Annotated in this window: 17 protein-coding genes; 10 read left to right on the forward strand and 7 right to left on the reverse strand. The window is 58.6% G+C overall.

Annotation, left to right across the window (positions count from 1 at the left end; genetic code table 11):
• Nucleotides 1–60: 60 nt before the first annotated feature.
• Nucleotides 61–1,500, reverse strand: coding sequence for a H(+)/Cl(-) exchange transporter ClcA (gene clcA, locus EA20_RS0104465; protein ID WP_024965688.1), 1,440 nt, complete (start codon nt 1,498–1,500; stop codon nt 61–63).
• A gap of 170 nt (nt 1,501–1,670) precedes the next feature.
• On the opposite strand from clcA, the gene hemL reads away from it, so the two are divergent.
• Nucleotides 1,671–2,954, forward strand: coding sequence for a glutamate-1-semialdehyde 2,1-aminomutase (gene hemL, locus EA20_RS0104470; RefSeq protein ID WP_024965689.1), 1,284 nt, complete (start codon nt 1,671–1,673; stop codon nt 2,952–2,954).
• 59 nt (nt 2,955–3,013) lie between these two features.
• Here hemL and fhuB read toward each other — a convergent pair whose 3' ends face one another.
• The 6 genes from fhuB to hrpB all read right to left on the reverse strand — a co-directional run bounded on the left by fhuB (nt 3,014) and on the right by hrpB (nt 14,289).
• Nucleotides 3,014–4,993: a Fe(3+)-hydroxamate ABC transporter permease FhuB gene (gene fhuB, locus EA20_RS0104475; RefSeq protein WP_024965690.1), complete on the reverse strand. Its 1,980-nt coding sequence runs from the start codon at nt 4,991–4,993 to the stop codon at nt 3,014–3,016.
• Nucleotides 4,990–5,871, reverse strand: coding sequence for a Fe(3+)-hydroxamate ABC transporter substrate-binding protein FhuD (fhuD, locus tag EA20_RS0104480; protein ID WP_024965691.1), 882 nt, complete (start codon nt 5,869–5,871; stop codon nt 4,990–4,992). The genes fhuB and fhuD overlap by 4 nt, the downstream gene beginning before the upstream one ends.
• A gap of 15 nt (nt 5,872–5,886) precedes the next feature.
• Complete coding sequence (gene fhuC / locus EA20_RS0104485) at nt 5,887–6,681, reverse strand: Fe3+-hydroxamate ABC transporter ATP-binding protein FhuC (protein WP_024965692.1); 795 nt, start codon at nt 6,679–6,681, stop codon at nt 5,887–5,889.
• Nucleotides 6,682–6,730: 49 nt separating this feature from the next.
• Nucleotides 6,731–8,932: a ferrichrome porin FhuA gene (gene fhuA, locus EA20_RS0104490; protein WP_024965693.1), complete on the reverse strand. Its 2,202-nt coding sequence runs from the start codon at nt 8,930–8,932 to the stop codon at nt 6,731–6,733.
• A 273-nt stretch (nt 8,933–9,205) separates the two neighbouring features.
• On the reverse strand, nt 9,206–11,740 hold the full coding sequence (mrcB, locus tag EA20_RS0104495) for a bifunctional glycosyl transferase/transpeptidase (RefSeq protein ID WP_024965694.1): 2,535 nt from the start codon (nt 11,738–11,740) through the stop codon (nt 9,206–9,208).
• Nucleotides 11,741–11,847: 107 nt separating this feature from the next.
• The gene (gene hrpB, locus EA20_RS0104500; protein WP_024965695.1) at nt 11,848–14,289 is read right to left on the reverse strand and encodes an ATP-dependent helicase HrpB; all 2,442 of its coding nucleotides are present in this window, start codon (nt 14,287–14,289) and stop codon (nt 11,848–11,850) included.
• Between the two features lie 77 nt (nt 14,290–14,366).
• Between hrpB and thpR the strand changes: the two genes are divergently transcribed.
• The 9 genes from thpR to panD all read left to right on the forward strand — a co-directional run bounded on the left by thpR (nt 14,367) and on the right by panD (nt 21,371).
• On the forward strand, nt 14,367–14,894 hold the full coding sequence (gene thpR / locus EA20_RS0104505) for an RNA 2',3'-cyclic phosphodiesterase (protein WP_024965696.1): 528 nt from the start codon (nt 14,367–14,369) through the stop codon (nt 14,892–14,894).
• Between the two features lie 7 nt (nt 14,895–14,901).
• Nucleotides 14,902–15,606: a DNA/RNA nuclease SfsA gene (sfsA, locus tag EA20_RS0104510; RefSeq protein WP_024965697.1), complete on the forward strand. Its 705-nt coding sequence runs from the start codon at nt 14,902–14,904 to the stop codon at nt 15,604–15,606.
• Nucleotides 15,607–15,776: 170 nt separating this feature from the next.
• Nucleotides 15,777–16,232, forward strand: coding sequence for an RNA polymerase-binding protein DksA (dksA, locus tag EA20_RS0104515; protein WP_024965698.1), 456 nt, complete (start codon nt 15,777–15,779; stop codon nt 16,230–16,232).
• A gap of 63 nt (nt 16,233–16,295) precedes the next feature.
• On the forward strand, nt 16,296–17,180 hold the full coding sequence (gene gluQRS / locus EA20_RS0104520; protein WP_152540210.1) for a tRNA glutamyl-Q(34) synthetase GluQRS: 885 nt from the start codon (nt 16,296–16,298) through the stop codon (nt 17,178–17,180).
• An 82-nt stretch (nt 17,181–17,262) separates the two neighbouring features.
• Nucleotides 17,263–18,681 carry a polynucleotide adenylyltransferase PcnB gene (gene pcnB / locus EA20_RS0104525; RefSeq protein WP_235192633.1) on the forward strand — a complete coding sequence of 473 codons (1,419 nt, stop codon included), beginning with the start codon at nt 17,263–17,265 and terminating at the stop codon, nt 18,679–18,681.
• The gene (gene folK / locus EA20_RS0104530; RefSeq protein ID WP_024965701.1) at nt 18,678–19,157 is read left to right on the forward strand and encodes a 2-amino-4-hydroxy-6-hydroxymethyldihydropteridine diphosphokinase; all 480 of its coding nucleotides are present in this window, start codon (nt 18,678–18,680) and stop codon (nt 19,155–19,157) included. The genes pcnB and folK overlap by 4 nt, the downstream gene beginning before the upstream one ends.
• A gap of 95 nt (nt 19,158–19,252) precedes the next feature.
• Entirely contained in the window at nt 19,253–20,047 is a 795-nt protein-coding gene (panB, locus tag EA20_RS0104535) for a 3-methyl-2-oxobutanoate hydroxymethyltransferase (RefSeq protein WP_024965702.1), read from the forward strand.
• 15 nt (nt 20,048–20,062) lie between these two features.
• Nucleotides 20,063–20,917 carry a pantoate--beta-alanine ligase gene (gene panC / locus EA20_RS0104540; RefSeq protein WP_024965703.1) on the forward strand — a complete coding sequence of 285 codons (855 nt, stop codon included), beginning with the start codon at nt 20,063–20,065 and terminating at the stop codon, nt 20,915–20,917.
• 73 nt (nt 20,918–20,990) lie between these two features.
• Nucleotides 20,991–21,371, forward strand: coding sequence for an aspartate 1-decarboxylase (gene panD, locus EA20_RS0104545; RefSeq protein WP_024965704.1), 381 nt, complete (start codon nt 20,991–20,993; stop codon nt 21,369–21,371).
• Nucleotides 21,372–21,423: the final 52 nt, after the last annotated feature.

Consider the following 21,423-nt stretch of genomic DNA (forward strand, 5'->3'; position numbering starts at 1 on the left):
GCCATACAGGTCATAATTCGACCATCATTTGCACCATTATCCAATACACCAGTATAGCAATCAAGTATCCGTCGGTTTTGCTGCAGCCTGCGTGGCACTCTGTGCGGCCAGCGCCTCATCTTCCTGCTTTTGCTGCTTCGCCAGCACGCGGGAAAGCAGCGTTGAGTAGAGCGGCGTTCCGCCCAGAAACTGGGCCAGCAGCGTTGCGCCCAGGCAGGTAATGATCATCGGCAAAATCAGCTGATAATTATCGGTCATCTCCAGCACCAGTACGATGCCCGTCAGCGGCGCCCTGACCGACGCGGCAAAAAGCGCCCCCATCCCTGCGATAGCAAAGGTGCCGGCCTGGAGATGATATTCCGGAAAAAATGAGGCGCTGGCCATGCCAAACGCGGTGCCTAACAGCGTCCCGAGCGCCAGCATAGGCGCAAAAATGCCGCCCGGTGCGCCTGAGGCAAAACAGAGCAGCGTGGTAATGATGCGGGTGATAAAGATAAACAGCAGCATCCCGACCGTATAGTGGCCCGCCGCCGCGATAGGGATCAGGCTGAAACCGCCGCCTGCCGCCTCAGGTTCAATCAGTCCCAGAACGCCACATACGCCGCCTAACACGGCGCCGGTGATAAGGATTTTTTTCATCTGGCCGCCGTGAAGACGCTGAAAAAGATCCTGCGTTTTGAAGATCAGCGAGTTAAACAGCACGCCGACGACGCCAAATAGCATTCCCAACAGCAGGTAAAGCCAGAGCGTTTCAACGGGCGCATTGGCCAGCTTACCAACGTTAATGACCGCGCCTTCACCATTAAAGATACGAAAGACGATACTCGACATGATAACGCCGATAAATACGGCTTTAATGGAGATAACGGTATAGCGAAACTGTAACCGCATCTCTTCAATAATAAACAGAATGCCGGCAAGCGGCGCGTTAAAGGCGGCAGAAAGACCTGCGGCAGCGCCGGTTGCCAGCAGTGAATGGCGGGCTTCCGCGCTTTTCATGCGGAAGATATCCAGCACCATCCGGCCAATGTTCCCACCGAGCTGTACCGTAGGCCCTTCACGCCCCAGCACCATCCCTGCCCCCAGCGTGCCCATTCCGCCGATAAATTTCACCGGGATCACCCGCCACCAGCGTACCGGCCGCAGCTCCTCCAGCGCACCTTCGATTTCAGGTATGCCCGACCCTGAAGCCTCAGGCGCAAAGCGCTGAACCAGATAATAGCCCACCACCGCCAGCATGGCGGAGAGGAGAAAAGCCAGAGGAAAGGCCAGGATCCAGTAATCGTCAACCGCAGAGAGTATCGTCAGCCGCTGGCTACCGATCAGATTCACGGCCTTCTCAAACGCCACGCCGACCAGCCCGGCCAGGGCACCGACGATCCCTGCCATGACCAATACCGCAACCGGCGTTTTATCGCGCCGTAAGAGCAGGCGAAGGAAATCCCCACGCCGCGCTGGCACAACCTTTAATTGTTCCGAAGAAGCCTCGTTTCCGCTCATAGTTCTTTCAGCATCAGAAAAAAGTCAGGCCCGTATATTACTCTCAACGTCACTCATGTCTTGTTAAAAATCACCCGTCCCTGCGCCAAAGGCGCGACTTACCTTTCAACCGGACGGCATGTTCACATAGAATAGTGAGGATTTTTTAATGCATCCTCAGGAGCGGAACCATGAGCAAGTCTGAAAATCTCTACACTCAGGCGCAACAACTAATTCCCGGTGGCGTGAACTCGCCGGTACGCGCTTTTACCGGCGTTGGCGGTGTGCCGCTCTTTATTGAACGGGCGAACGGCGCCTGGCTGTATGACGCTGATGGCAAAGCTTATGTCGATTATGTCGGATCCTGGGGCCCGATGGTGCTGGGTCATAACCATCCTGCCATTCGTAATGCGGTGATTGAGGCCGTTGAGCGCGGCCTGAGCTTTGGCGCGCCAACCGAAATGGAAGTGAAGATGGCGGAACTGGTTACCGAACTGGTGCCAACGATGGATATGGTGCGCATGGTGAATTCCGGCACCGAAGCGACCATGAGCGCTATCCGTCTGGCGCGTGGTTTTACCGGACGGGATAAAATCATCAAGTTTGAAGGCTGCTATCACGGTCACGCCGACTGTCTGCTGGTAAAAGCGGGCTCGGGCGCGCTTACGCTCGGCCAGCCAAATTCACCGGGCGTACCGGCGGACTTCGCCAAACATACGCTGACCTGTACCTATAACGATCTTGCTTCCGTCCGTGCCGCTTTTGAACAGTATCCGCATGAAATCGCCTGCATTATCGTTGAACCCGTTGCCGGGAACATGAACTGCATCCCTCCTCAGCCCGATTTCCTGCCGGGCCTGCGGGCGCTGTGCGATGAATTCGGCGCGCTGTTCATTATTGATGAGGTGATGACCGGTTTCCGTGTGGCGCTGGCCGGTGCGCAGGCGCACTACGGCGTGGTGCCTGACCTGACCTGCCTGGGTAAAATCATTGGCGGCGGTATGCCAGTCGGCGCCTTTGGCGGGCGTCGTGAGGTGATGGAGGCGCTGGCGCCCACCGGACCTGTCTACCAGGCGGGGACGCTTTCCGGTAACCCGATTGCGATGGCGGCGGGCTTTGCCTGCCTGAGCGAAATCGCCAAACCCGGCACGCATGCGACCCTGACAGCGTTAACGGACCAGCTGGCTGAAGGTCTGCTTCATGCGGCGAAAGAAGAAAATATTCCGCTGGTGGTGAACCATGTTGGCGGCATGTTCGGCCTGTTCTTTACCGATGCTGAAACGGTTACCAGCTATCAGGACGTGCAGGCGTGTGATGTTGAACGCTTCCGTCAATTCTTCCATCTGATGCTGGAAGAAGGCGTCTACCTGGCGCCTTCCGCTTTTGAAGCGGGCTTTATGTCACTGGCGCACACTGCTGAAAATATTCAGCATACCGTTGATGCGGCACGCCGCAGCTTCGCGAAACTGGCCTGAAGCAATGAGGGCAGGTCTTTTCAGACCTGCCCTCTTCTCCCACGAAATTCCCTAATCGGTCACACTTTGCGTAGTAAATAAACGAAGTAGGGCGCGCCGATAAAGGTTGCCAGCAGTCCTGCCGGGATCTGATTCGGGAAGACCACCATCCGGCCACACCAGTCCGCCACCGCCATCAACCCGCCGCCCATCAGCGCCGCCATCAGCAACTGAGGAAGGGTGCGACGAAAGCCGGTCATCCGGGCAATATGCGGTGCCATCAGACCAATAAAGCTCAGCGGGCCAATTGTCAGCGTGGCGGCTGCCGTCAGCGTCGCGGCCAGCAGCAGCAGCGTCATCCGGGAGGGTTTCAGCGCCATCCCCAGCGAGCGGGCCGTTTCACCGCCGAGCGGTAGCACGGTCAGCCAGCGGCGGCAGAACGGCACCAGCGCGATCAGCACCGCCGCGATGATAACTGTGCGCCAGGCCTGCGCCGCATCAACGTTATAGGTCGAGCCGGAAATCCACGTCATCAGATTCGCCATCCGCGGATCGCCACTGGCGAGGAAAAGCAGTAGCAGCGTGGTGAAGGCGGTGCTCAGCGCCATCCCAGCCAGCAGCATCCGCTCCGGTGAAAAGCCGCCCCGGCCTCCCACCACGGTAATGATCAACAGCGTGACTGCCGCGCCGAGGCTACCGGCTGGCAGCAGCCAGCCAAAGGCGTCGCCCGGCACAAGAAACAGCATGATCACGATGCCAAAAGCCGCGCCGGAACTGATACCCAGCACTTCCGGGCTGGCCATCGGGTTGCCGGTGAGGCGCTGAATAATACAGCCCGCCACGCCAAGCATCATGCCGGTCATTACCGCCGCCACCAGGCGCGGCATGCGCCATGGCAGAAGCTGATGCCACATTTCCCCGGTCGCCCACTGCCAGCCCTGCGCATCACGCCCCAGGCTCAGCGCCACAACGCTCAGAATCAGCAACAGCGCACCGCCCGTGATCCCCCACAGCAGGACGCGATGGCGCTCTGCGGGCACCTTATCTCCGGCATTCATCGCAGGCGGTGTACCGCCAGTGCGCAGGCGCGGCAGCAGCCAGAGCAGCAGCGGTGCGCCAATAATCGCCGTCGCTGTTCCGGTGGAGATTTCACGCCAGTTGTCCGTCAGCCAGATCACTACCTGGTCCGCCAGCCAGAGCAGCAGCATACCGATAAACGGTGCCAGCAGCAGGCGGCTCAGCAGCCTTCGCGCGCCCAGCATTTTCGCCAGCAGCGGCGCAAACAGGCCGATAAAACCGATAATACCCGCTGCGTTAACCAGTTGTGCGCTGAGAAAGATCGCCAGTACCAGCACGCCCAGGCGCGCCACCGACAGCGCCAGCCCAAGGTTTTTTGCCACGCCGTCGTCCAGCCCCATCAGCGTCATGGGACGCAGCAGCAGCAGCGCCAGCGCCAGACAGAGCAGAAGCTTCGGCCAGAGAAAACTGACGTTGCTCCAGTCCATCTGGTTCAGGGTGCCGGTGCTCCACAGGAACATGCTTTGCAGCCGTTCGTGGTTAAACAGCCCCAGCAGCTGATTAACCGCACCGCAGTAGAGTGACAGTACCAGTCCTGCCAGAATCAGCGTGACCGGCGAAAGGCGCTTGCCCCAGGCGATGCCGAAGACGATCAGGCCGACGATCATCGCCCCACTCATTGCCGCGATTTGCTGGGTAATCACGCCGCCCGGCAGGCTCCAGAGCGTAACTACCGTCAGCCCCAGCTGTGCGCCGGTCGCCACGCCCAGCGTGGAGGGTTCCGCCAGCGGATTGCGCAGAACCTGCTGAAAAAGCAGCCCGGCCAGTCCCAGTCCGGCCCCGACAAGCAGAGACAACATCAGCCGTGGCAGCAGGCTGTAATGAAAAACCATCTGATCGATATTATTGATGTCTGGCGACATCATCGATGAAAACCACTGACCGCGCGGAAGATGCTGGCTGAAATTCCAGAAGGTCAGGCTCAGCGTCAGCAAAAAAAGCAGGCTCAGCAAGCCCGCTGAAAAGCGATAAGATGTTTTCATTTTGCCCCCAGCGCGCTGTCCAGCATGCGGCAGAAGCGCATCGCCGACAGCGTTCCCCCATAGAACCAGACCTGAGGAACGCGTTGAAAACGGTTTTTGCGCACAAAGGGCATCGCCAGCCAGAGCGCCGACGACGTTACCTGCTGCGTGATCCCTGAATCACCGTGATCGAAACAAAGGACATCCACGTCATCCATCGTTATCAACCGTTCAATGCCAATCACCGCGCTTCCCCAGAAGTTAGTTTCTCCCTGCCAGGCATTTTCAATCCCCAGCGTTTCCATCACTTCCAGAAACAGACTTCCCTTGCCAAATACCAGGGCGTGACGTGTGTCGAGGAGCGTCATCAGCAGCAGCGGCCTGTTAACCCGCGAGGCCAGGCGCGTCTTTGCTGCCGCCACATAGGCATCATAACCGGCAAGGTGCGCTTCGGCCTGAGGCTCTCGTCCAATCAGCTCTCCCAGCTGCATCAACGACTTGCGGGCCATTGTTAGCGGTTTGCCGTTTTCATCGCTGAAAGGAAAGCCATGGGACGGCGCGATACTGGCAATTTTATCGCGGGAAGGACCGTAGCCTGAGGAGTAAAGGATCAGCGAGGGTTTCATCTGGATCATCAACTCCAGATTAGGTTCGGTACGCAGCCCGACATCTACCGTCGAGGCGGGCAGCTTCGGCTCACCGACCCACAACTGATAGTTATGGAGTTCCGCAGCGCCCATCGGCGCAACGCCTAGGGCCATCAGCAGTTCGGTAGGCAGCCACTCCAGCGTAATGATGCGGCTGATATCCACGCTCTGGGCAGCCTGGCTGCGCAGCACGGGCAGCAGCGGAGAGAGAGCCATTGCCATTAACAGGCGGCGGCGGAGATAATCCGGCATGGAAAGGTCAATCCTTCAGTAAACAAAGCTCACCGGCGCACCGCCGTTAGGGTGAGGTAAAATCCCCATCGGGATACCGTAGATGCGATCGAGCACGTCAGGCTGCATGATGGCCTGCGCATCGCCCTGGGCGATCATGGCGCCTTCACGAAGGGCCACAAGGCTGTCGCAGTAGCGGGCAGCGATATTGATGTCGTGCAAAATGGCGATTACCGTCAGGCCACGCTCGCGGCTGAGTCGCTGGATCAGTGCCAGCACTTCAACCTGATGGGCGATGTCCAGCGCCGAGGTCGGTTCATCCAGCAGCAGGCAGCGGCTGTCTTGTGCCACCAGCATCGCTATCCAGGCGCGCTGACGTTCGCCGCCGGAGAGGCTGTCGACCAGACGTCGCGCTAAAGACTTGAGCCCGACCAGCGCGATGGCTTCTTCTACCAACTCACGATCGGCGACGCCATAGCGGCCCAGCGCGCCATGCCAGGGATAGCGGCCCATCGCCACCAGCTCGCGTACCGTCATCCCTTCGGCGGGCGGCAGCTGCTGCGGCAGATAGGCAACTTCGCGGGCAAAAGCTTTGCTTTTCCAGGCGGAGACTTCCGTCCCGTTCAGCAACACCCGTCCGGCCGAGGCGGGCTGGTGCCGTCCCAGCAGCTTAAGCAGCGTTGATTTACCCGAGCCGTTATGCCCGATCAGCCCACAAATTTTTCCGGCAGGAAAAGTGAGCGACAGCGGTTGCAGAAGCGTTCTGCCGGGAACGGTAAAAGCTGTCTTATCGAGCGTGAAAGTCGTTTCGGTAGCGTGCAGATGAGACATAGCGGTCTTCTGATTGGTGGGCGCGGCGAACCGCGCCCGGATGTAAAGATTAGAAACGGAAAGTGGCGGTGGCGACAACCTGACGTTCTGCCCCCCAGTAGCAGGCATACTCGCGGTAGCAGCTGGCCACATACTCACGGTCAAGCAGGTTATTGACGTTCACCCCGACAGAGGAGCCTGGCAGACCAAAACGGGTCAGATCGTATTTCACCAGCGCATCGACCGTGGTGTAGCCAGCCACGTCAAAGTTCTGATTACTATCGTCACCGGTGCTGTAAAGGCCCTTGCTCTCGCCAACATAGCGGACACCCGCTCCCAGCGTCAGACCAGACAGCGCCGTCTCATTGAAGGTGTAATCTCCCCACAATGAAGCCATATGTTTGGGCACCTGTACCGGCGTTTTGTCTTTCAGCAGCGTATCTTGGGTATATTCCGCATCGGTATAGGTGTAAGACGCGGTCAGGTTAACGTTGGCATTCAGCGCCGTCTTCGCTTCCAGTTCCACGCCTCGGGAGCGGATTTCACCGCCCTGTACACTGGCAAACGGATGATTTTGCGTGTCAGGATCGGCGGTCAGATTTTTGGTTTTGGTCAGCTGATAAACCGCAGCAGTGATCACTACCGGACGATCTTGAGGTACATATTTCACGCCAGCTTCATACTGTTTGGCGCGCGACGGATCAAAAGCTTCGCCGGTGAAGGTCGCACCGGCGTTTGGAATAAAGGCTTCGCTGTAGCTGAAATAGGGTGCGACGCCGTTATCAAATACATAGTTCAGGCCGCCACGCCAGGTAAAGGCCTGGTCGTTTTGCCGATCAACGGAATCCGCCACCCGATCATAAACGGAGTTCATGGCGTAGTCGTAGCGGCCACCGAGTGTCAGCACCCAGCGATCCCACTCCATCTGATCCTGCAGATATAAGCCGGTCTGACGCTGCTTGTTCAGGTGTTGATAGGGATCGGCAAACGGCGTCACGCTGTCGTTGCCATATTGCGGATTGACCGCATTCAGGCTGGAAGCCGTCCCGAACTGGGCATCAATATCGTTACGGGTGCGCTGGAAATCGACACCCAGCAACAGGGTGTGTTCCAGCTGGCCGGTGGCAAATTTCGCCTGCGCCTGGGTATCGACTGCAAACTGGCTAAGCCGCTCATCTGAAACCGCCGAACCGCGCGTGATTTGCTGGGTCTCCGGCAGGAAACCGTTACCATAAATAGTGCGATAATCGGTACGCAGGTCGGCATAGCGTAGGTTCTGGCGCACCGTCCAGGTATCATTGAAGCTGTGCTCGGCACTGTAGCCGACCATTTTGGTGTTGCGCGAAATTTTATTGCTCTGTTCGCCTTCATCAAAATTCGTCGGCAATTTGTACTCGCTGCCGTCGGCACGTGTGATCGGTACCACCGTGCCCTGACGCGGCAACCAGCCGTAATAGCCCGTTTCAGGTTCGTTCTGGAAATAGGTCAACAGATCAATACGGGTGCGATCATCCGGGCGCCAGCTGAATGCCGGTGCAATGGTGTAACGCTTCTCTTTATTCATCGCCTGCTGCGCATCCTGACTGCGCGCCTGACCGGTTAACCGGTAGCTGTAAACGCCGTCATCATCCAGCGCGCCGCCAAAGTCAAAACCGGTCGAAAAGAGGTTGTCCGTTCCCATCTGGAACTGGACTTCGCGTAGCGTTTCGGTTGTTGGGCGCTTACTGACGAGCGACACCACGCCGCCCGGGTTGCTTTTGCCATAAAGGACGGATGCCGGACCGCGCAGCAGCTCAGCGCGTTCCAGAAAATAAGGATCGATGGCGAATTCGGAGTAGTTATCCCCCTGCAGTTTCAGGCCATCAAGGTACTGGTTGGTGTTGGTTTCACTGAAGCCACGAATAGAAAGCGCATCGATGACGTCTGAGCTGCCCCGGTTTCCGGTCAGCACGCCAGGCGTATAGTTAAAGGCGCTTTTCACTGAATTAACCTGATGCAGCGCCATCTCTTCCTGGGTCACTACCGATACCGACTGCGGATTCTTTTCGATTGGGGTATCCGTTTTGGTCCCGGTCGCGCTCTGTTTAGCGGCGATGGTCGGCGCAGGCCCCCAGGCGCTCTCCTGCGCAGGTGCGACGGCGTTGGCATCAACGACAATGGTCTCTTCGGCGGCGAAGGCAGAGGTGGAAAACGCCATTGCCACAAGGACGGCCAGCCGGCGTCTGGCGGTATTCACTGGTAAGGAGAAGCGGTTCAGGGACTCAGTAGCCATTTGCATTTCTCTGAATAAAATTGATGAGATGTAAACGAGAATTATTATTATAACGCAGCGATAATATGCGAAACGGCGGAAGCTCCGCAAGCGGAAATCCGGGCATTCATCCGCTTTTACGCTGGAATAACCGGATGTAAATGCAAAGAAATTGGCCGGTGATCGGCTTGTTGCACTAAAGGGGTTTTTTTCAGGAATTTGCGACGTTAATCCGGTCTGGGGCGGGCAAAAAAAAACCGGCTCGCAATGAGCCGGCTTTCAAACTTAGCGTACTTATTTACCGAACATATCCTTAATCCAGCCCGCCACGCCGTCACTCTCCTTCTGCTCACCTTGCTGCTGTTGCGGCTGTTCGCTCTGCGGCTGTTGCTGTTCAAGCAGCTGATCCAGTTGTTGCTGCTGCTGTTGAGCCTGCTGCTGGCAAAGCGCATTGGCATCCAGCGTCCAGACAGGCAAAGTGCGCCAGCTGCTGCTGTCCGTACCGCAGACGAAATTCCCGGCGGAATCGACGCTCATGGAGGCGATATCCTCCGGCGGTGTCGGCATCAGCGGCATCGGCGACTGGGTGTCCAGATAGCGGCGATAAAGCTGCATCGCACCGCTGGAGCCGTAAAGTTTGCTCGGCTGGTTATTGTCGCGGCCCACCCAGGTGATTGCCACTTCTTTACCGTCGATCCCCGCAAACCAGCTGTCCACCAGATTATTGGTGGTCCCGGTTTTGCCTGCCAGATGCGCGGCAGGGAAACGGGCACCGAGCGAGTGCGCCGTGCCCTGTTTCGCCACCTGCTGCATGGTGTAGAGCGTCAGATAGGCGGCCTGAGCCGGTACGGCACGCTCAGCCTGAGGGAAGCTCTGGTAGAGCACGGTGCCATCTTCAGCAATCACCGAGCGCAGCGCGGAAAGCGTGGCGCGGTTACCGCCGCTGGCAATGGTCTGGAAAGCCTGCGCCACTTCGACCGGCGTCAGGTTCAGCGCACCCAGCAGCATCGCGGGCACCGGCTGGATCTGCGCTTTCGGCACGCCAAGCTTGCTCCAGGTATCCACGATTTGCGGCAGACCCAGCGTCATGCCCAGATTCACCGTCGGGACGTTCATCGAATGCGTCAGCGCATCCACCAGCATGACCTGACCACTAAAGCGACGGTCATCGTTCTGCGGCTTCCACACCTGGCCGTTTGGCTGTTTCAGCGCAATCGGCTTATCCGCTATCCAGCTATTGAGGCGGTAAGTGTCCGGCTGGCTGAGCGCGGTCAGATAGGTGGCCGGTTTGGCAAGAGAACCTATCGAGCGACGCGCCTGCAGAGCACGGTTATAGCCTGCATACTGGGGATCGGAGCCGCCGACCATCGCCCGCACTTCACCGCTGAAGCGATCGACGATCACCATGGCGGTTTCCAGATCTTTCAGGCCACGCTGTTTACGCAGCGCCGGAATGCCTTCCATCACGGATTTTTCCGCCGCATCCTGAGAGACAGGATCCAGAGTGGTGAAGATCTTCACGCCGGAGAGATCCTTAACCTTGTCTCCCAGCTTGGTCTTAAGCTCGTTGCGCACCATATCCATAAACGCAGGCTGTGGTGTAATGACGCCGCCTTTCGGTTGCACGCCCAGTGGCCGGGCGCTGAGCATGTCATACAGCTCCTGATCGATAACCTTCTGCTGTTGCAGCAGGCGTAACACCAGGTTACGTCGCTCCAGCGCAAGCTTAGGATTACGCCACGGATTGTAGAGCGAGGCGCCTTTTACCATACCTACCAGCAGCGCCTGTTGGTCGAGACTCAGCTCATCAACCGGACGACCAAAGTAGTAGAGGCTTGCCAGCGGAAAACCACGGATCTGGTCATTGCCCGCCTGGCCGAGATAAACCTCGTTCAGGTAGAGCTCCAGAATGCGATCTTTGCTGTAGCGGGCGTCCATGATCAGTGCCATATAGGCTTCATTGGCCTTACGCCACAGCGAACGCTCGTTGGTCAGAAACAGGTTTTTTACCAGCTGCTGCGTCAGCGTACTGCCACCCTGCACCGCCCGTCCTGCGGTAATGTTAGCGAGGAAAGCGCGGCCAATAGAGTAAAGGCTGACGCCATCGTGGGTGTAAAAGTGCCGATCCTCGGTAGCAATGAGCGTGTCTACCAGCAGGTCCGGGAAGCCCGCGCGCGGCACGAACAGGCGCTGCTCGCCGTTAGGCGATTGCAGCATGGTGATCAGCCGCGGATCGAGACGGAAGAAGCCAAAGTCACGGCCGCTATCCAGATTCTTGATCTCTGAGAGCGTATCGTTACTGAAGCTCAGGCGGGCGCGAATCTGCCCTTCTTTGCTGTCCGGGAAATCGAACGGACGGCGGATCATTTCGATGCTGTTACCCTTGACGGTGAACTCGCCAGGGCGGGTCATCCGCGTAACTTCACGGTACTGCGTCCCTTCCAGCAACGCGATCATCTCTTTCTTGTTCCAGGACATTCCTGGTTCAAGATTGACCATACGGCCATAAACGGTCGCTGGCAGCTGCCAGACTTTGCCATCAATGCGGCTGCGGATCTGTGAATCGAGGTAAACCCCGTACGCGGCCATCACCACGATGAAGATCAGCAATAGCTTGAGCAGCAGGCTCAGCCAGCCTCTTTTTTTACGTGGCGAACGCCCTTTTCCTTTACGTGGCACCGGTGTTATCTCCTCGTTGTCGTGCTCATCTTCCTGAACAGGCTGAAAATTATCTTCGTTGTCTTCCCTGCGGCGCCCCCGGCCCGCCGTTTTACGCGGGGGTTTGGGCTGTTTGCCTTTGCGCCCAATGGGTTCGCGATCGTCTGACATGCGTTTCTCTTCTCCAGCACCAGCTGTCGGCAGGGCCGACTACTCTGTTCGTACTTATTCCGCTTCGGAACGGGAACCTTCCGAAATACATTTCACCGCGCCGCCGTTCAGGAGGGCGCTGAATATTTTTTTGTGCGCCGGGTAGGCTGTGCGTTCGCCGGATCGTCCGGCCAGACGTGTTTGGGGTAGCGCCCTTTCATCTCTTTCTGCACTTCCCGCCAGGCGCCCTGCCAGAAGGCCGCTAAATCACGTGTAATTTGCAGCGGACGCTGCGCGGGAGAAAGCAGCTCCAGCACCAGCGGGATCCGCCCTGCCGCCACGCAGGGATTCTGCGCCTCGCCAAACATTTCCTGCAGGCGAACGGCCAGCGCAGGCGGCTTTTCTTCGTCGTAGCGAATGGGAAGCCGGCTTCCGGTGGGCACAGTGTAATGAGTTGGCAGAAGAGTATCCAGTTGCTGGCGCTGTGACCATGTGAGCAATTGTAATAATGCCCCAGCCGCGTCAATCTGCTTCAGCCCTTTCGCATCCCGGACGCCGCTCATGACCGGCAGCAGCCAGCGTTCCAGGGAAGCGAGCAGTCCTGTTACGCTGGCATCCGGCCACGACTCTTCGGGTAGCCAGCGGGCCGCACAGACCAGACGGAGGCGAAGCTGCTCAGCCTGCGGCGTCCAGTTAAGCACTGACAGACCGCGACGCTGGATCCAGCGCAGCATCGCCGGATGCAGCGTCTCCTCATCGGGCTTGCTGAGCGGCTGGACTTTCAGCACCAGTTCACCAATCTGATCCCGGCGCCAGGCGCGCAGCGTTCCCCGTTCATCGTCCCACTCCACCTCGGTGCGCACCTCAACCAGTGCAGGCATCCTCGCGACAAGCGATTCAATATCCAGCGGCATCGCCTGCAATATACGGGCATCGGGCTGCGTGCTGTTTTGCAGCAGGCCAGGCGTAATCAGCCATTCATAGCGGTTCAGCGCATCACTGCTTTCAAGCGAAGCGCCGCTACCGTTAGCCAGCTGATAGCGTCCTTCACCGCCGCGCCGCCGCGCAATCCTGTCGGGAAAGGCGGTCGCCAGCAGCGGCGCGATCAGATCGCTGTCCGCCCTGCCACCGTTGATCCTGAGGCGTGACTGCAACTGTCTGGCTCTGCTCTGCCAGTTCGGCTGGGTACGGTGAAAACTGTCGCGCAGATCGGGCGTATCGCGGGAGGGTTCCTCCAGCATCGCCACCAGCCGGCACGCTGTGGCAACGCGATCGGCATCGTTACCCGCTTCCGTCAGCATGGCGGCAAAGCGGGGCTCACTGCCGAGGCGGGCCATGCTGCGCCCTTTCGCCGTGAGCTGGCCGGCAGCATCGACAGCGCCAAGCTGCAGCAGCAGTTTCCTGGCCTGCAAAATGCCGTTTTCCGGCGGCGTATCCAGCCAGGTAAGCTGAGAAACGTCACGGCAGCCCCACTGCAACAGATCGAGCCAGAGCGACGCGAGATCCGCATGCACTATTTCCGCCTCGCTGTGGCTGGCCGCCCTGCCAGCCTGCTCGCGATCGATCAGATGCAGACAGATGCCCGGCTCAAGGCGTCCGGCGCGCCCGGCCCGCTGGGTCATTGAGGCCTGGCTGACGCGCTGCGTTTGCAGGCGGCTCAACCCGGTACGCGTATCAAATACCGCCGTGCGCTCCAGCGCGCTGTCCACCACCAGCCGGATACCTTCAATAGTCAGGCTGGTTTCAGCAATATTGGTCGCCAGCACCACTTTGCGCCGTCCATGCTGGGCAGGAAGGATCGCTTTACGCTGGCTGGCAAGCGGAAGCGCACCGTAGAGCGGGCAAAGATCGACATCGCTGGCAACCATTGAGGCAAGCTGCGTCTGAACACGCTGGATCTCCCCCACGCCGGGCAGGAACAGCAGCAGCGAGCCGCTCTCCTCCCGCAGTAACTGGCTGACCTGCCGCGCGACAGCCTCTTCAAAACGAAGACCGGCAGCCAGGGAAGCATAGCGCCGCACCACCGGAAAGGCGCGCCCCTCCGAACAGAGCAGCGGCGCTTCCGGCAGCAGTGCCTGCAGACTTGCGTTGTCGAGCGTGGCAGACATCAGCAGGATTTTCAGATCGTCACGCAGCCCCTGCTGGACATCCAGCAAGAGCGCCAGCGCTAAATCCGCCTGCAGACTGCGCTCGTGAAACTCATCCAGAATCACTAACGAAACGCCTTCCAGCATCGGATCCTGCTGCAGCATGCGGGTCAGAATGCCTTCGGTAACCACTTCGAGGCGCGTATTTGGGCCCGTGCGGCGCTCTGAGCGCATCCGGTAGCCGATAGTTTCACCCGGTTCTTCATTCAGCTGCTCCGCCAGCCGCTGCGCCACGTTACGCGCTGCCAGCCGCCGGGGCTCCAGCAGCAGAATGCGCCCGCTGAAACCGGCCTGCGTCAGCAACTGCAGCGGCAGCCAGGTGGATTTGCCTGCGCCTGTCGGTGCCGCCAGCAGCACCTGGGAATGATTGCGCAACGCCAGCAGCAGCTCGGGTAACACGGCACTGACCGGTAATGAACTCACGTCTCTGCTCCATAACAATATGGTCTTAATTTGCCAGGCATTGTAGCATCCCTGTTTCTGGAATACCGGGGAGCACTATGCGCGATCGTAAAAGGCTATTTTTTGGCATCAGCGTGCCGGAAACGTGCCGGCAAAGTCTGATTCAGTGGCGTGCCGAAACCTTCAGTGCGGATGTCGGTCGTCCTGTTGCCGCCGCGAATCTGCATCTGACGCTGGCTTTTCTCGGGGATGTCAGCGGGGAGAAAGCCGCTGCGCTGCAGCAGCTTGCCGCCCGTATCCGACAGCCTGCCTTTACGCTGACGCTGGACGATGCGGGTCACTGGCCCCGTTCGGGCGTGGTCTGGCTGGGGCCGAAGCAGGCACCTCGGGGGCTGCTTCAGCTGGCGCAGCTGCTCCGCTCTCAGGCCGCCCGCAGCGGATGTTATCAAAGCCCGCTCCCCTTTCATCCCCATGTCACATTACTGCGCCATGTTATGCAGCCGGTCCCGTTACCGCCGCGTAATTTTTGCTGGCAGTTTCCCGTCGAACGCTTCGCGCTTTACCAGTCGGTGACCGCGCGAGGGCGTACCCGCTACGATGAAATTGCCGGATGGGCGCTAACTTAGGACGTTTATGGATTATTACCCCGCACTGCGCCCGGCGACGCTGGTTAAGCGCTATAAGCGCTTTCTTGCCGACGTGATCACCCCGGAAGGTGAGGCACTGACCATCCACTGTGCGAATACCGGCGCCATGACAGGATGCGCCACGCCGGGCGATACCGTCTGGTATTCCACCTCCGACAGCCCGACGCGAAAATATCCGCACGGCTGGGAGCTAACGGAAACGCAGCTGGGCGACTGGATTTGCGTAAATACATTACGCGCCAATGGCTTAGTGAAGGAAGCGCTGGAGGCTCAGCGTATCCCGGCGTTTGCCGGTTACACCGGTTTACGTAGCGAAGTGAAATATGGCTCAGAAAAGAGCCGGATAGACTTTCTGTTACAGGCGGATCACCAGGTGAACTGCTATATTGAAGTCAAATCCGTGACGCTGTTACAGCAGGGAAAAGGGTATTTTCCGGATGCGGTGACCGAACGAGGCCAGAAACACCTGCGTGAGCTGGCGAAGATTTCTGAAAATGGCGATCGGGCGGTGCTGTTCTTTGCGGTTTTACATTCGGGGATTGAGGACGTTTCCCCCGCGCGTCATATCGATGCGCGCTACGCAGATTTACTGACACAGGCACGACAGAGTGGCGTTGAAGTGGTGTGCTACAAGGCGGCAATCTCGCCAACCGGCATCACGCTGCAACAACCGCTGGATGTTGAGTTATAAAATCAGACGCCTTTTGCGGTTACCGGCGCGGCGCTAAATACGCTTTTCCTCACAGGCTTGTCAAGGCATGTTCAGGAATAATTGCCAACCTTAAGCGCTTCTGTTATTTATAGCGGCCTGTTTTTTTCCCCGTTGGGGATCGATAGTGCGTGTTATCCAGGAGAAACAGCATGCAAGAAGGGCAAACCCGTAAAACCTCGTCCCTGAGTATTCTCGCCATCGCTGGGGTGGAGCCATACCAAGAGAAGCCGGGTGAAGAGTACATGAATGAAGCCCAGCTGGAGCATTTCAAGAAGATCCTTGAAGCCTGGCGCAACCAGCTTCGGGATGAAGTTGATCGTACGGTAACGCACATGCAAGACGAAGCCGCAAACTTCCCCGATCCGGTTGACCGCGCTGCACAGGAAGAGGAATTTAGCCTTGAACTGCGTAACCGCGATCGCGAGCGTAAGCTGATCAAAAAGATTGAAAAGACGCTGAAGAAAGTGGAAGACGATGATTTCGGCTTCTGCGAATCCTGCGGTGTTGAAATCGGTATTCGTCGCCTTGAGGCGCGTCCTACCGCCGATCTCTGTATTGACTGCAAAACGCTGGCGGAAATCCGCGAAAAACAGATGGCTGGCTAACGGCCATCAGATTGTGCAGTGAGGCTGGTGCTACACCTGCTTCACTGCCGATCTTCTGCAATGATGAAACCTGCTTATATCGGTCGCTTTGCGCCCTCCCCCTCCGGTGAACTCCACTTTGGCTCCCTGATCGCTGCGCTGGGCAGTTTCCTGCGCGCGCGTGCTTCACAGGGTCAGTGGCGGGTTCGTATTGAAGATATCGATCCGCCCCGCGAAGTGCCCGGCGCCGCCAGCCGCATTCTGCAACAGCTTGAACAGTATGGTCTGCACTGGGATGGTGACATCCTCTGGCAGTCGCAGCGCCACGACGCCTACCGCGAGGCGCTGAGCTGGCTGAAAGCGCAGAAGCAGAGCTATTACTGCACCTGTTCACGCAGCCGCATCCAGCAAATCGGTGGCTATTATGACGGTCACTGCCGCACGCTGAATCAGGGGCCGGGTAATGCCGCGTTGCGCCTGCGTATGGAGCGGCCAGTGACGCATTTTCATGACGTGCTGCGTGGCGACATCGTGGCGGATCCGCTTCTGGCCCGCGAAGATTTTATCATTCACCGTCGCGACGGGCTTTTTGCCTATAACCTGGCGGTGGTCGTGGACGATCATTTTCAGGGCATCACCGAGGTGGTGCGCGGCGCGGACCTGATTGCTCCCACGGTCAGGCAGATTGCGCTTTTCGATCGGTTTGGCTGGCAGCCGCCCGATTATTTGCATCTGCCGCTGGTGATCACGCCTGAAGGAAATAAGCTGTCGAAACAGAACCATGCGCCGCCGCTGCCCGCAGGCGATCCGCGAGCCGTGCTGGTTCAGGCGCTGCGTTTTCTGGGTCAGCCGGTTAGCGAAGGCTGGCAGGATCTGCCGCTGGCGACGCTGTTAGCGCAGGCCATTGGCCACTGGAACCTGGCGGGAATCCCACATCAGGACGCTTTGGGCGAGGATGCAGGCAGATGAGCATTCTCAAACGGGCCGCACTGAGCTATGATTAGCCGCTGTTTTTTATCGTCCCGCTTCATTGTCACTATCGAGGTGTCCCATTTTTACCCGAGTTGCTAATTTTTGCCGAAGAGTTCTGAGCCGCGAAGACGAGGCACCAGCCGAGGTCGGCCAGGCGCACCAGATGACCGTGATCCCTCGCGACGGCCATACTATTTCGCGTAAAGACATCAGCGAAAATGCCCTCAAGGTGCTCTACCGGCTGAATAAAGCGGGTTATGAGGCCTATCTGGTCGGGGGCGGCGTACGCGATCTGCTGCTGGGGAAACGCCCGAAAGATTTTGACGTGACGACCAACGCCACGCCGGAACAGATGCGTAAACTTTTCCGCAACTGCCGGTTAGTGGGGCGCCGTTTCCGTCTGGCGCACGTCATGTTTGGTCCGGAAATTATCGAAGTGGCGACCTTTCGTGGTCATCATGAAGCTGAACAGGTGGCGGAAGATCGCAATACGTCACAGCGCGGTCAGAACGGCATGCTGCTGCGTGACAATATTTTCGGCACGATCGAAGATGATGCCCAGCGTCGTGACCTGACGATCAACAGCCTCTATTACAGCGTCGCGGATTTCAGCGTGCGCGACTACGTCGGCGGCCTCAACGATCTGAAACAGGGCATCATACGGCTGATTGGCGATCCGGAGACGCGCTACCGTGAAGATCCGGTGCGCATGCTGCGCGTTATCCGCTTTGCCGCCAAGCTGGATATGTCCATCGCGGCGGAAACGGCTGAGCCAATCCCGCGCCTCGCCACGCTGCTGCACGATATTCCCCCGGCGCGTCTCTTTGAAGAGACGCTCAAGCTGCTGCAGGCCGGCTATGGCTACAGCACCTATCTCCAGCTGCGTGAATATCAGCTCTTCCAGCCGCTGTTCCCGGTTCTGACCCGCTACTTTACCGACAAGGGCGACACGAACATGGAGCGGATGATCGTTCAGGTGCTGAAAAACACCGATAACCGTATCCATAATCAGATGCGCGTTAATCCGGCGTTCCTGTTCTCAGCCATGTTCTGGTATCCGCAGCTTGAAGCGGCGCAGAAAATCGCTCAGGAGAGCGGGCTGGCCTATTATGATGCCTTTGCGCTGGCGATGAATGACGTGCTGGATGAAGCCTGCCGTTCGCTGGCGATTCCGAAACGCATTACCTCGCTAGTGCGCGATATCTGGCAGCTTCAGCTGCGCCTCTCCCGCCGTCACGGCAAGCGCGCCTGGAAGCTGATGGAGCATCCAAAATTCCGCGCCGCCTACGATCTGCTGGCGCTGCGTGCGGAAGTGGAAAACAACCCGGAACTGCTCAAGCTCTCCGCCTGGTGGAATGAGTTCCAGGTGGCAGCACCGCCGCAGCAGAAAACCATGCTCAATACGCTGGGTGACGATCCGGTGCCCCGTCGCCGTACCCGCCGTCCACGCAAGCGCACACCCGGCCCGCGCCGCGACGGTAACAGCAACAACGCATGAACCGCGTCTATCTCGCGCTGGGTAGTAACCTTGCCGATCCGCTGCATCAGGTGCAATCTGCACTTGATGCGCTGGATGCGCTGCCCGATACCGTCCGGGTCGCCACCTCTTCCCTCTACCGCACGCCGCCTTATGGGCCACCCGACCAGCCTGACTATCTGAATGCCGCCGTCGCGCTTGATACGCTGCTGGTGCCTGAAGCCCTGCTCGACGCTACCCAGCGCATAGAACTGGAACAGGGACGCGTGCGCAAAGACGAACGCTGGGGACCGCGTACGCTCGACCTGGACATCATGCTCTATGGCGATCTGCTGCTCTCTTCGCCTCGCCTGACCGTACCGCATTACGATATGAGAAATCGCGCGTTTATGCTGGTGCCGCTGCTTGAAATCGCACCGGACATAACCTTTCCCGACGGCATCCGCGCCGCCGACATTCTCGCAACGCTTGACCACGCCGCTATCCGCCGCTGGTAATCAGGGAACGCGCCACAGCCCGCAAGCTGTCCTGGTGCAAACGTCCAGCCCTTCCATTAAGATACGCCAATCTGATTCGTTCATTTGAGGTTGCGATGAAACCGACCACCGTCTCCACCCTTCGCCAGTGGAAAAAGAGCGGACGCAAGTTTGCCTCTATTACCGCCTATGACTACAGCTTTGCCCGTCTTTTTGCCGATGAAGGCATCCAGGTGATGCTGGTTGGCGACTCGCTGGGTATGGTCGTCCAGGGGCACGATTCCACCCTGCCCGTGACGATCGACGACATTGTTTATCATACTCAGGCCGTGCGCCGCGGCGCACCTGCCGCCCTGCTGATGGCCGATCTGCCTTTTATGACTTACGCCACGCCGGAACAGACATTTGCCAGCGCCGCCGCGCTGATGCGGGCCGGCGCGAATATGGTCAAGCTTGAAGGCGGAAAGTGGCTGGCTGAAACGGTGCAACAGCTTACCGAGCGTGCGGTGCCGGTCTGCGGTCACCTGGGGCTGACGCCGCAGTCAGTCAATATCTTCGGCGGCTATAAAGTACAGGGGCGTGAGAGCGAAGCCGCTGACGGCCTGCTGGCGGATGCGCTGGCGCTGGAAGCGGCTGGCGCGCAGATGATGGTGCTGGAGTGTGTTCCTGTGGCGCTGGCAGCGCGTATCACGGCGGCGCTGACCATCCCGGTGATCGGCATCGGTGCTGGCAATGTTACTGATGGTCAGATCCTGGTGATGCATGACGCCTTCGGCATTACCGGCGGCCATATTCCTAAATTCGCCAGAAACTTTCTGATGGATACCGGTGATATCCGCGCAGCGGTACGCCAGTACGTTACGGACGTTGAGGCCGGTGTTTATCCAGCCGACGAACACAGTTTCCATTAACCGAGGAGAAAAGCGGTGCTGATTATTGAAACCCTGCCAATGCTGCGTCGTGAAATCCGCCGCTGGCGCCAGGAAGGCAAACGTATTGCGCTGGTGCCGACGATGGGCAATCTGCACGATGGCCATATGACGCTGGTGGATGAAGCGCGCGAGCAGGCGGATATTGTGGTCGTTTCCGTTTTTGTCAATCCGATGCAGTTCGAGCGTGCCGACGATCTGGCCAGCTATCCACGGACGTTGCAGGAAGACTGCGAAAAGCTGAACCGCCGCAACGTCGATCTGGTCTTTGCGCCTGCGCCCGCCGATATCTATCCCAAAGGGCTTGGTGAACAGACCTTTGTGGAAGTGCCGGGGCTCTCTTCGCTGCTGGAAGGCGCCAGCCGTCCGGGCCATTTTCGCGGCGTCGCCACCATCGTCAGCAAGCTTTTTAATCTGGTCCAGCCTGATCTTGCCTGCTTCGGCGAAAAAGATTATCAGCAGCTGGCGCTGATCCGCAAAATGGTGGCAGATATGGGTTACAACATCGATATCGTCGGCGTTCCCACCGTCCGCGCCAAAGATGGGCTGGCGCTCAGTTCACGTAACGGCTATCTCACCGCCGAAGAGCGCAAGCTTGCGCCGGAGCTGAGTAAAGTAATGAACCATATGGCCTCAAGACTGGCCGACGGCGAACGGCACGTGGATGAAATTCTGGCGACAGGCGAAGCCGGGCTGGCGGTGAAAGGCCTGCGGGCCGATGGCCTGGCGATCTGCGATGCTGACACGCTGCTACCGCTGAACGTCGACAGCAAGCGCGCCGTAATCCTGATGGCCGCCTGGCTGGGCAAGGCCCGTCTGATAGACAATCAGCAGGTCGATCTGACCCAGTAGACAGCAAGCCAGACTCAGGCAATACTGCCGTGACTCTTTTGATGATGCTTTCCGCAACAAAGGTAACAAGGCTATGATCCGTACCATGCTACAGGGCAAGCTCCACCGGGTGACCGTCACTCAGGCGGATCTGAACTATGAAGGTTCCTGCGCCATTGACCAGGATTTTCTCGACGCATCGGGTATTCTTCAGTACGAAGCGATCGATATCTATAACGTCACCAACGGCCAGCGCTTTTCCACCTATGCGATTGCCGCCGAGCGCGGCTCCCGCATTATTTCGGTCAACGGCGCGGCCGCCCGCTGCGCCTGTGAAGGGGATATTCTGATCATCTGTTCTTACGTCACCATGGAAGACGCCGAGGCACGGCAATGGCAGCCAAAAGTGGCCTATTTCGAAGGAAACAACGTGATGAAGCGCCTGGCGAAAGCCGTTCCGGTCCAGGTGGCTTAACACCGCCGCTTCTCATATTACGCATCCGCTACCGGCACTCAGCCCGCGTTTT

This window comes from Pantoea sp. IMH, from assembly GCF_000599885.1.
Classification (GTDB): Bacteria; Pseudomonadota; Gammaproteobacteria; order Enterobacterales; family Enterobacteriaceae; genus Erwinia.

Coding starts and splice junctions, on each gene's coding strand:
- folK (WP_024965701.1), top strand. CDS start 18,678: ATGAACCGCGTCTATCTCGCGCTGGGTAGTAACCTTGCCGATCCGCTG.
- fhuC (WP_024965692.1), bottom strand. CDS start 6,681: ATGTCTCATCTGCACGCTACCGAAACGACTTTCACGCTCGATAAGACA.
- mrcB (WP_024965694.1), bottom strand. CDS start 11,740: ATGTCAGACGATCGCGAACCCATTGGGCGCAAAGGCAAACAGCCCAAA.
- sfsA (WP_024965697.1), top strand. CDS start 14,902: ATGGATTATTACCCCGCACTGCGCCCGGCGACGCTGGTTAAGCGCTAT.
- clcA (WP_024965688.1), bottom strand. CDS start 1,500: ATGAGCGGAAACGAGGCTTCTTCGGAACAATTAAAGGTTGTGCCAGCG.
- panD (WP_024965704.1), top strand. CDS start 20,991: ATGATCCGTACCATGCTACAGGGCAAGCTCCACCGGGTGACCGTCACT.
- fhuA (WP_024965693.1), bottom strand. CDS start 8,932: ATGGCTACTGAGTCCCTGAACCGCTTCTCCTTACCAGTGAATACCGCC.
- fhuD (WP_024965691.1), bottom strand. CDS start 5,871: ATGCCGGATTATCTCCGCCGCCGCCTGTTAATGGCAATGGCTCTCTCT.
- panB (WP_024965702.1), top strand. CDS start 19,253: ATGAAACCGACCACCGTCTCCACCCTTCGCCAGTGGAAAAAGAGCGGA.
- fhuB (WP_024965690.1), bottom strand. CDS start 4,993: ATGAAAACATCTTATCGCTTTTCAGCGGGCTTGCTGAGCCTGCTTTTT.
- dksA (WP_024965698.1), top strand. CDS start 15,777: ATGCAAGAAGGGCAAACCCGTAAAACCTCGTCCCTGAGTATTCTCGCC.
- thpR (WP_024965696.1), top strand. CDS start 14,367: ATGCGCGATCGTAAAAGGCTATTTTTTGGCATCAGCGTGCCGGAAACG.
- gluQRS (WP_152540210.1), top strand. CDS start 16,296: ATGAAACCTGCTTATATCGGTCGCTTTGCGCCCTCCCCCTCCGGTGAA.
- hemL (WP_024965689.1), top strand. CDS start 1,671: ATGAGCAAGTCTGAAAATCTCTACACTCAGGCGCAACAACTAATTCCC.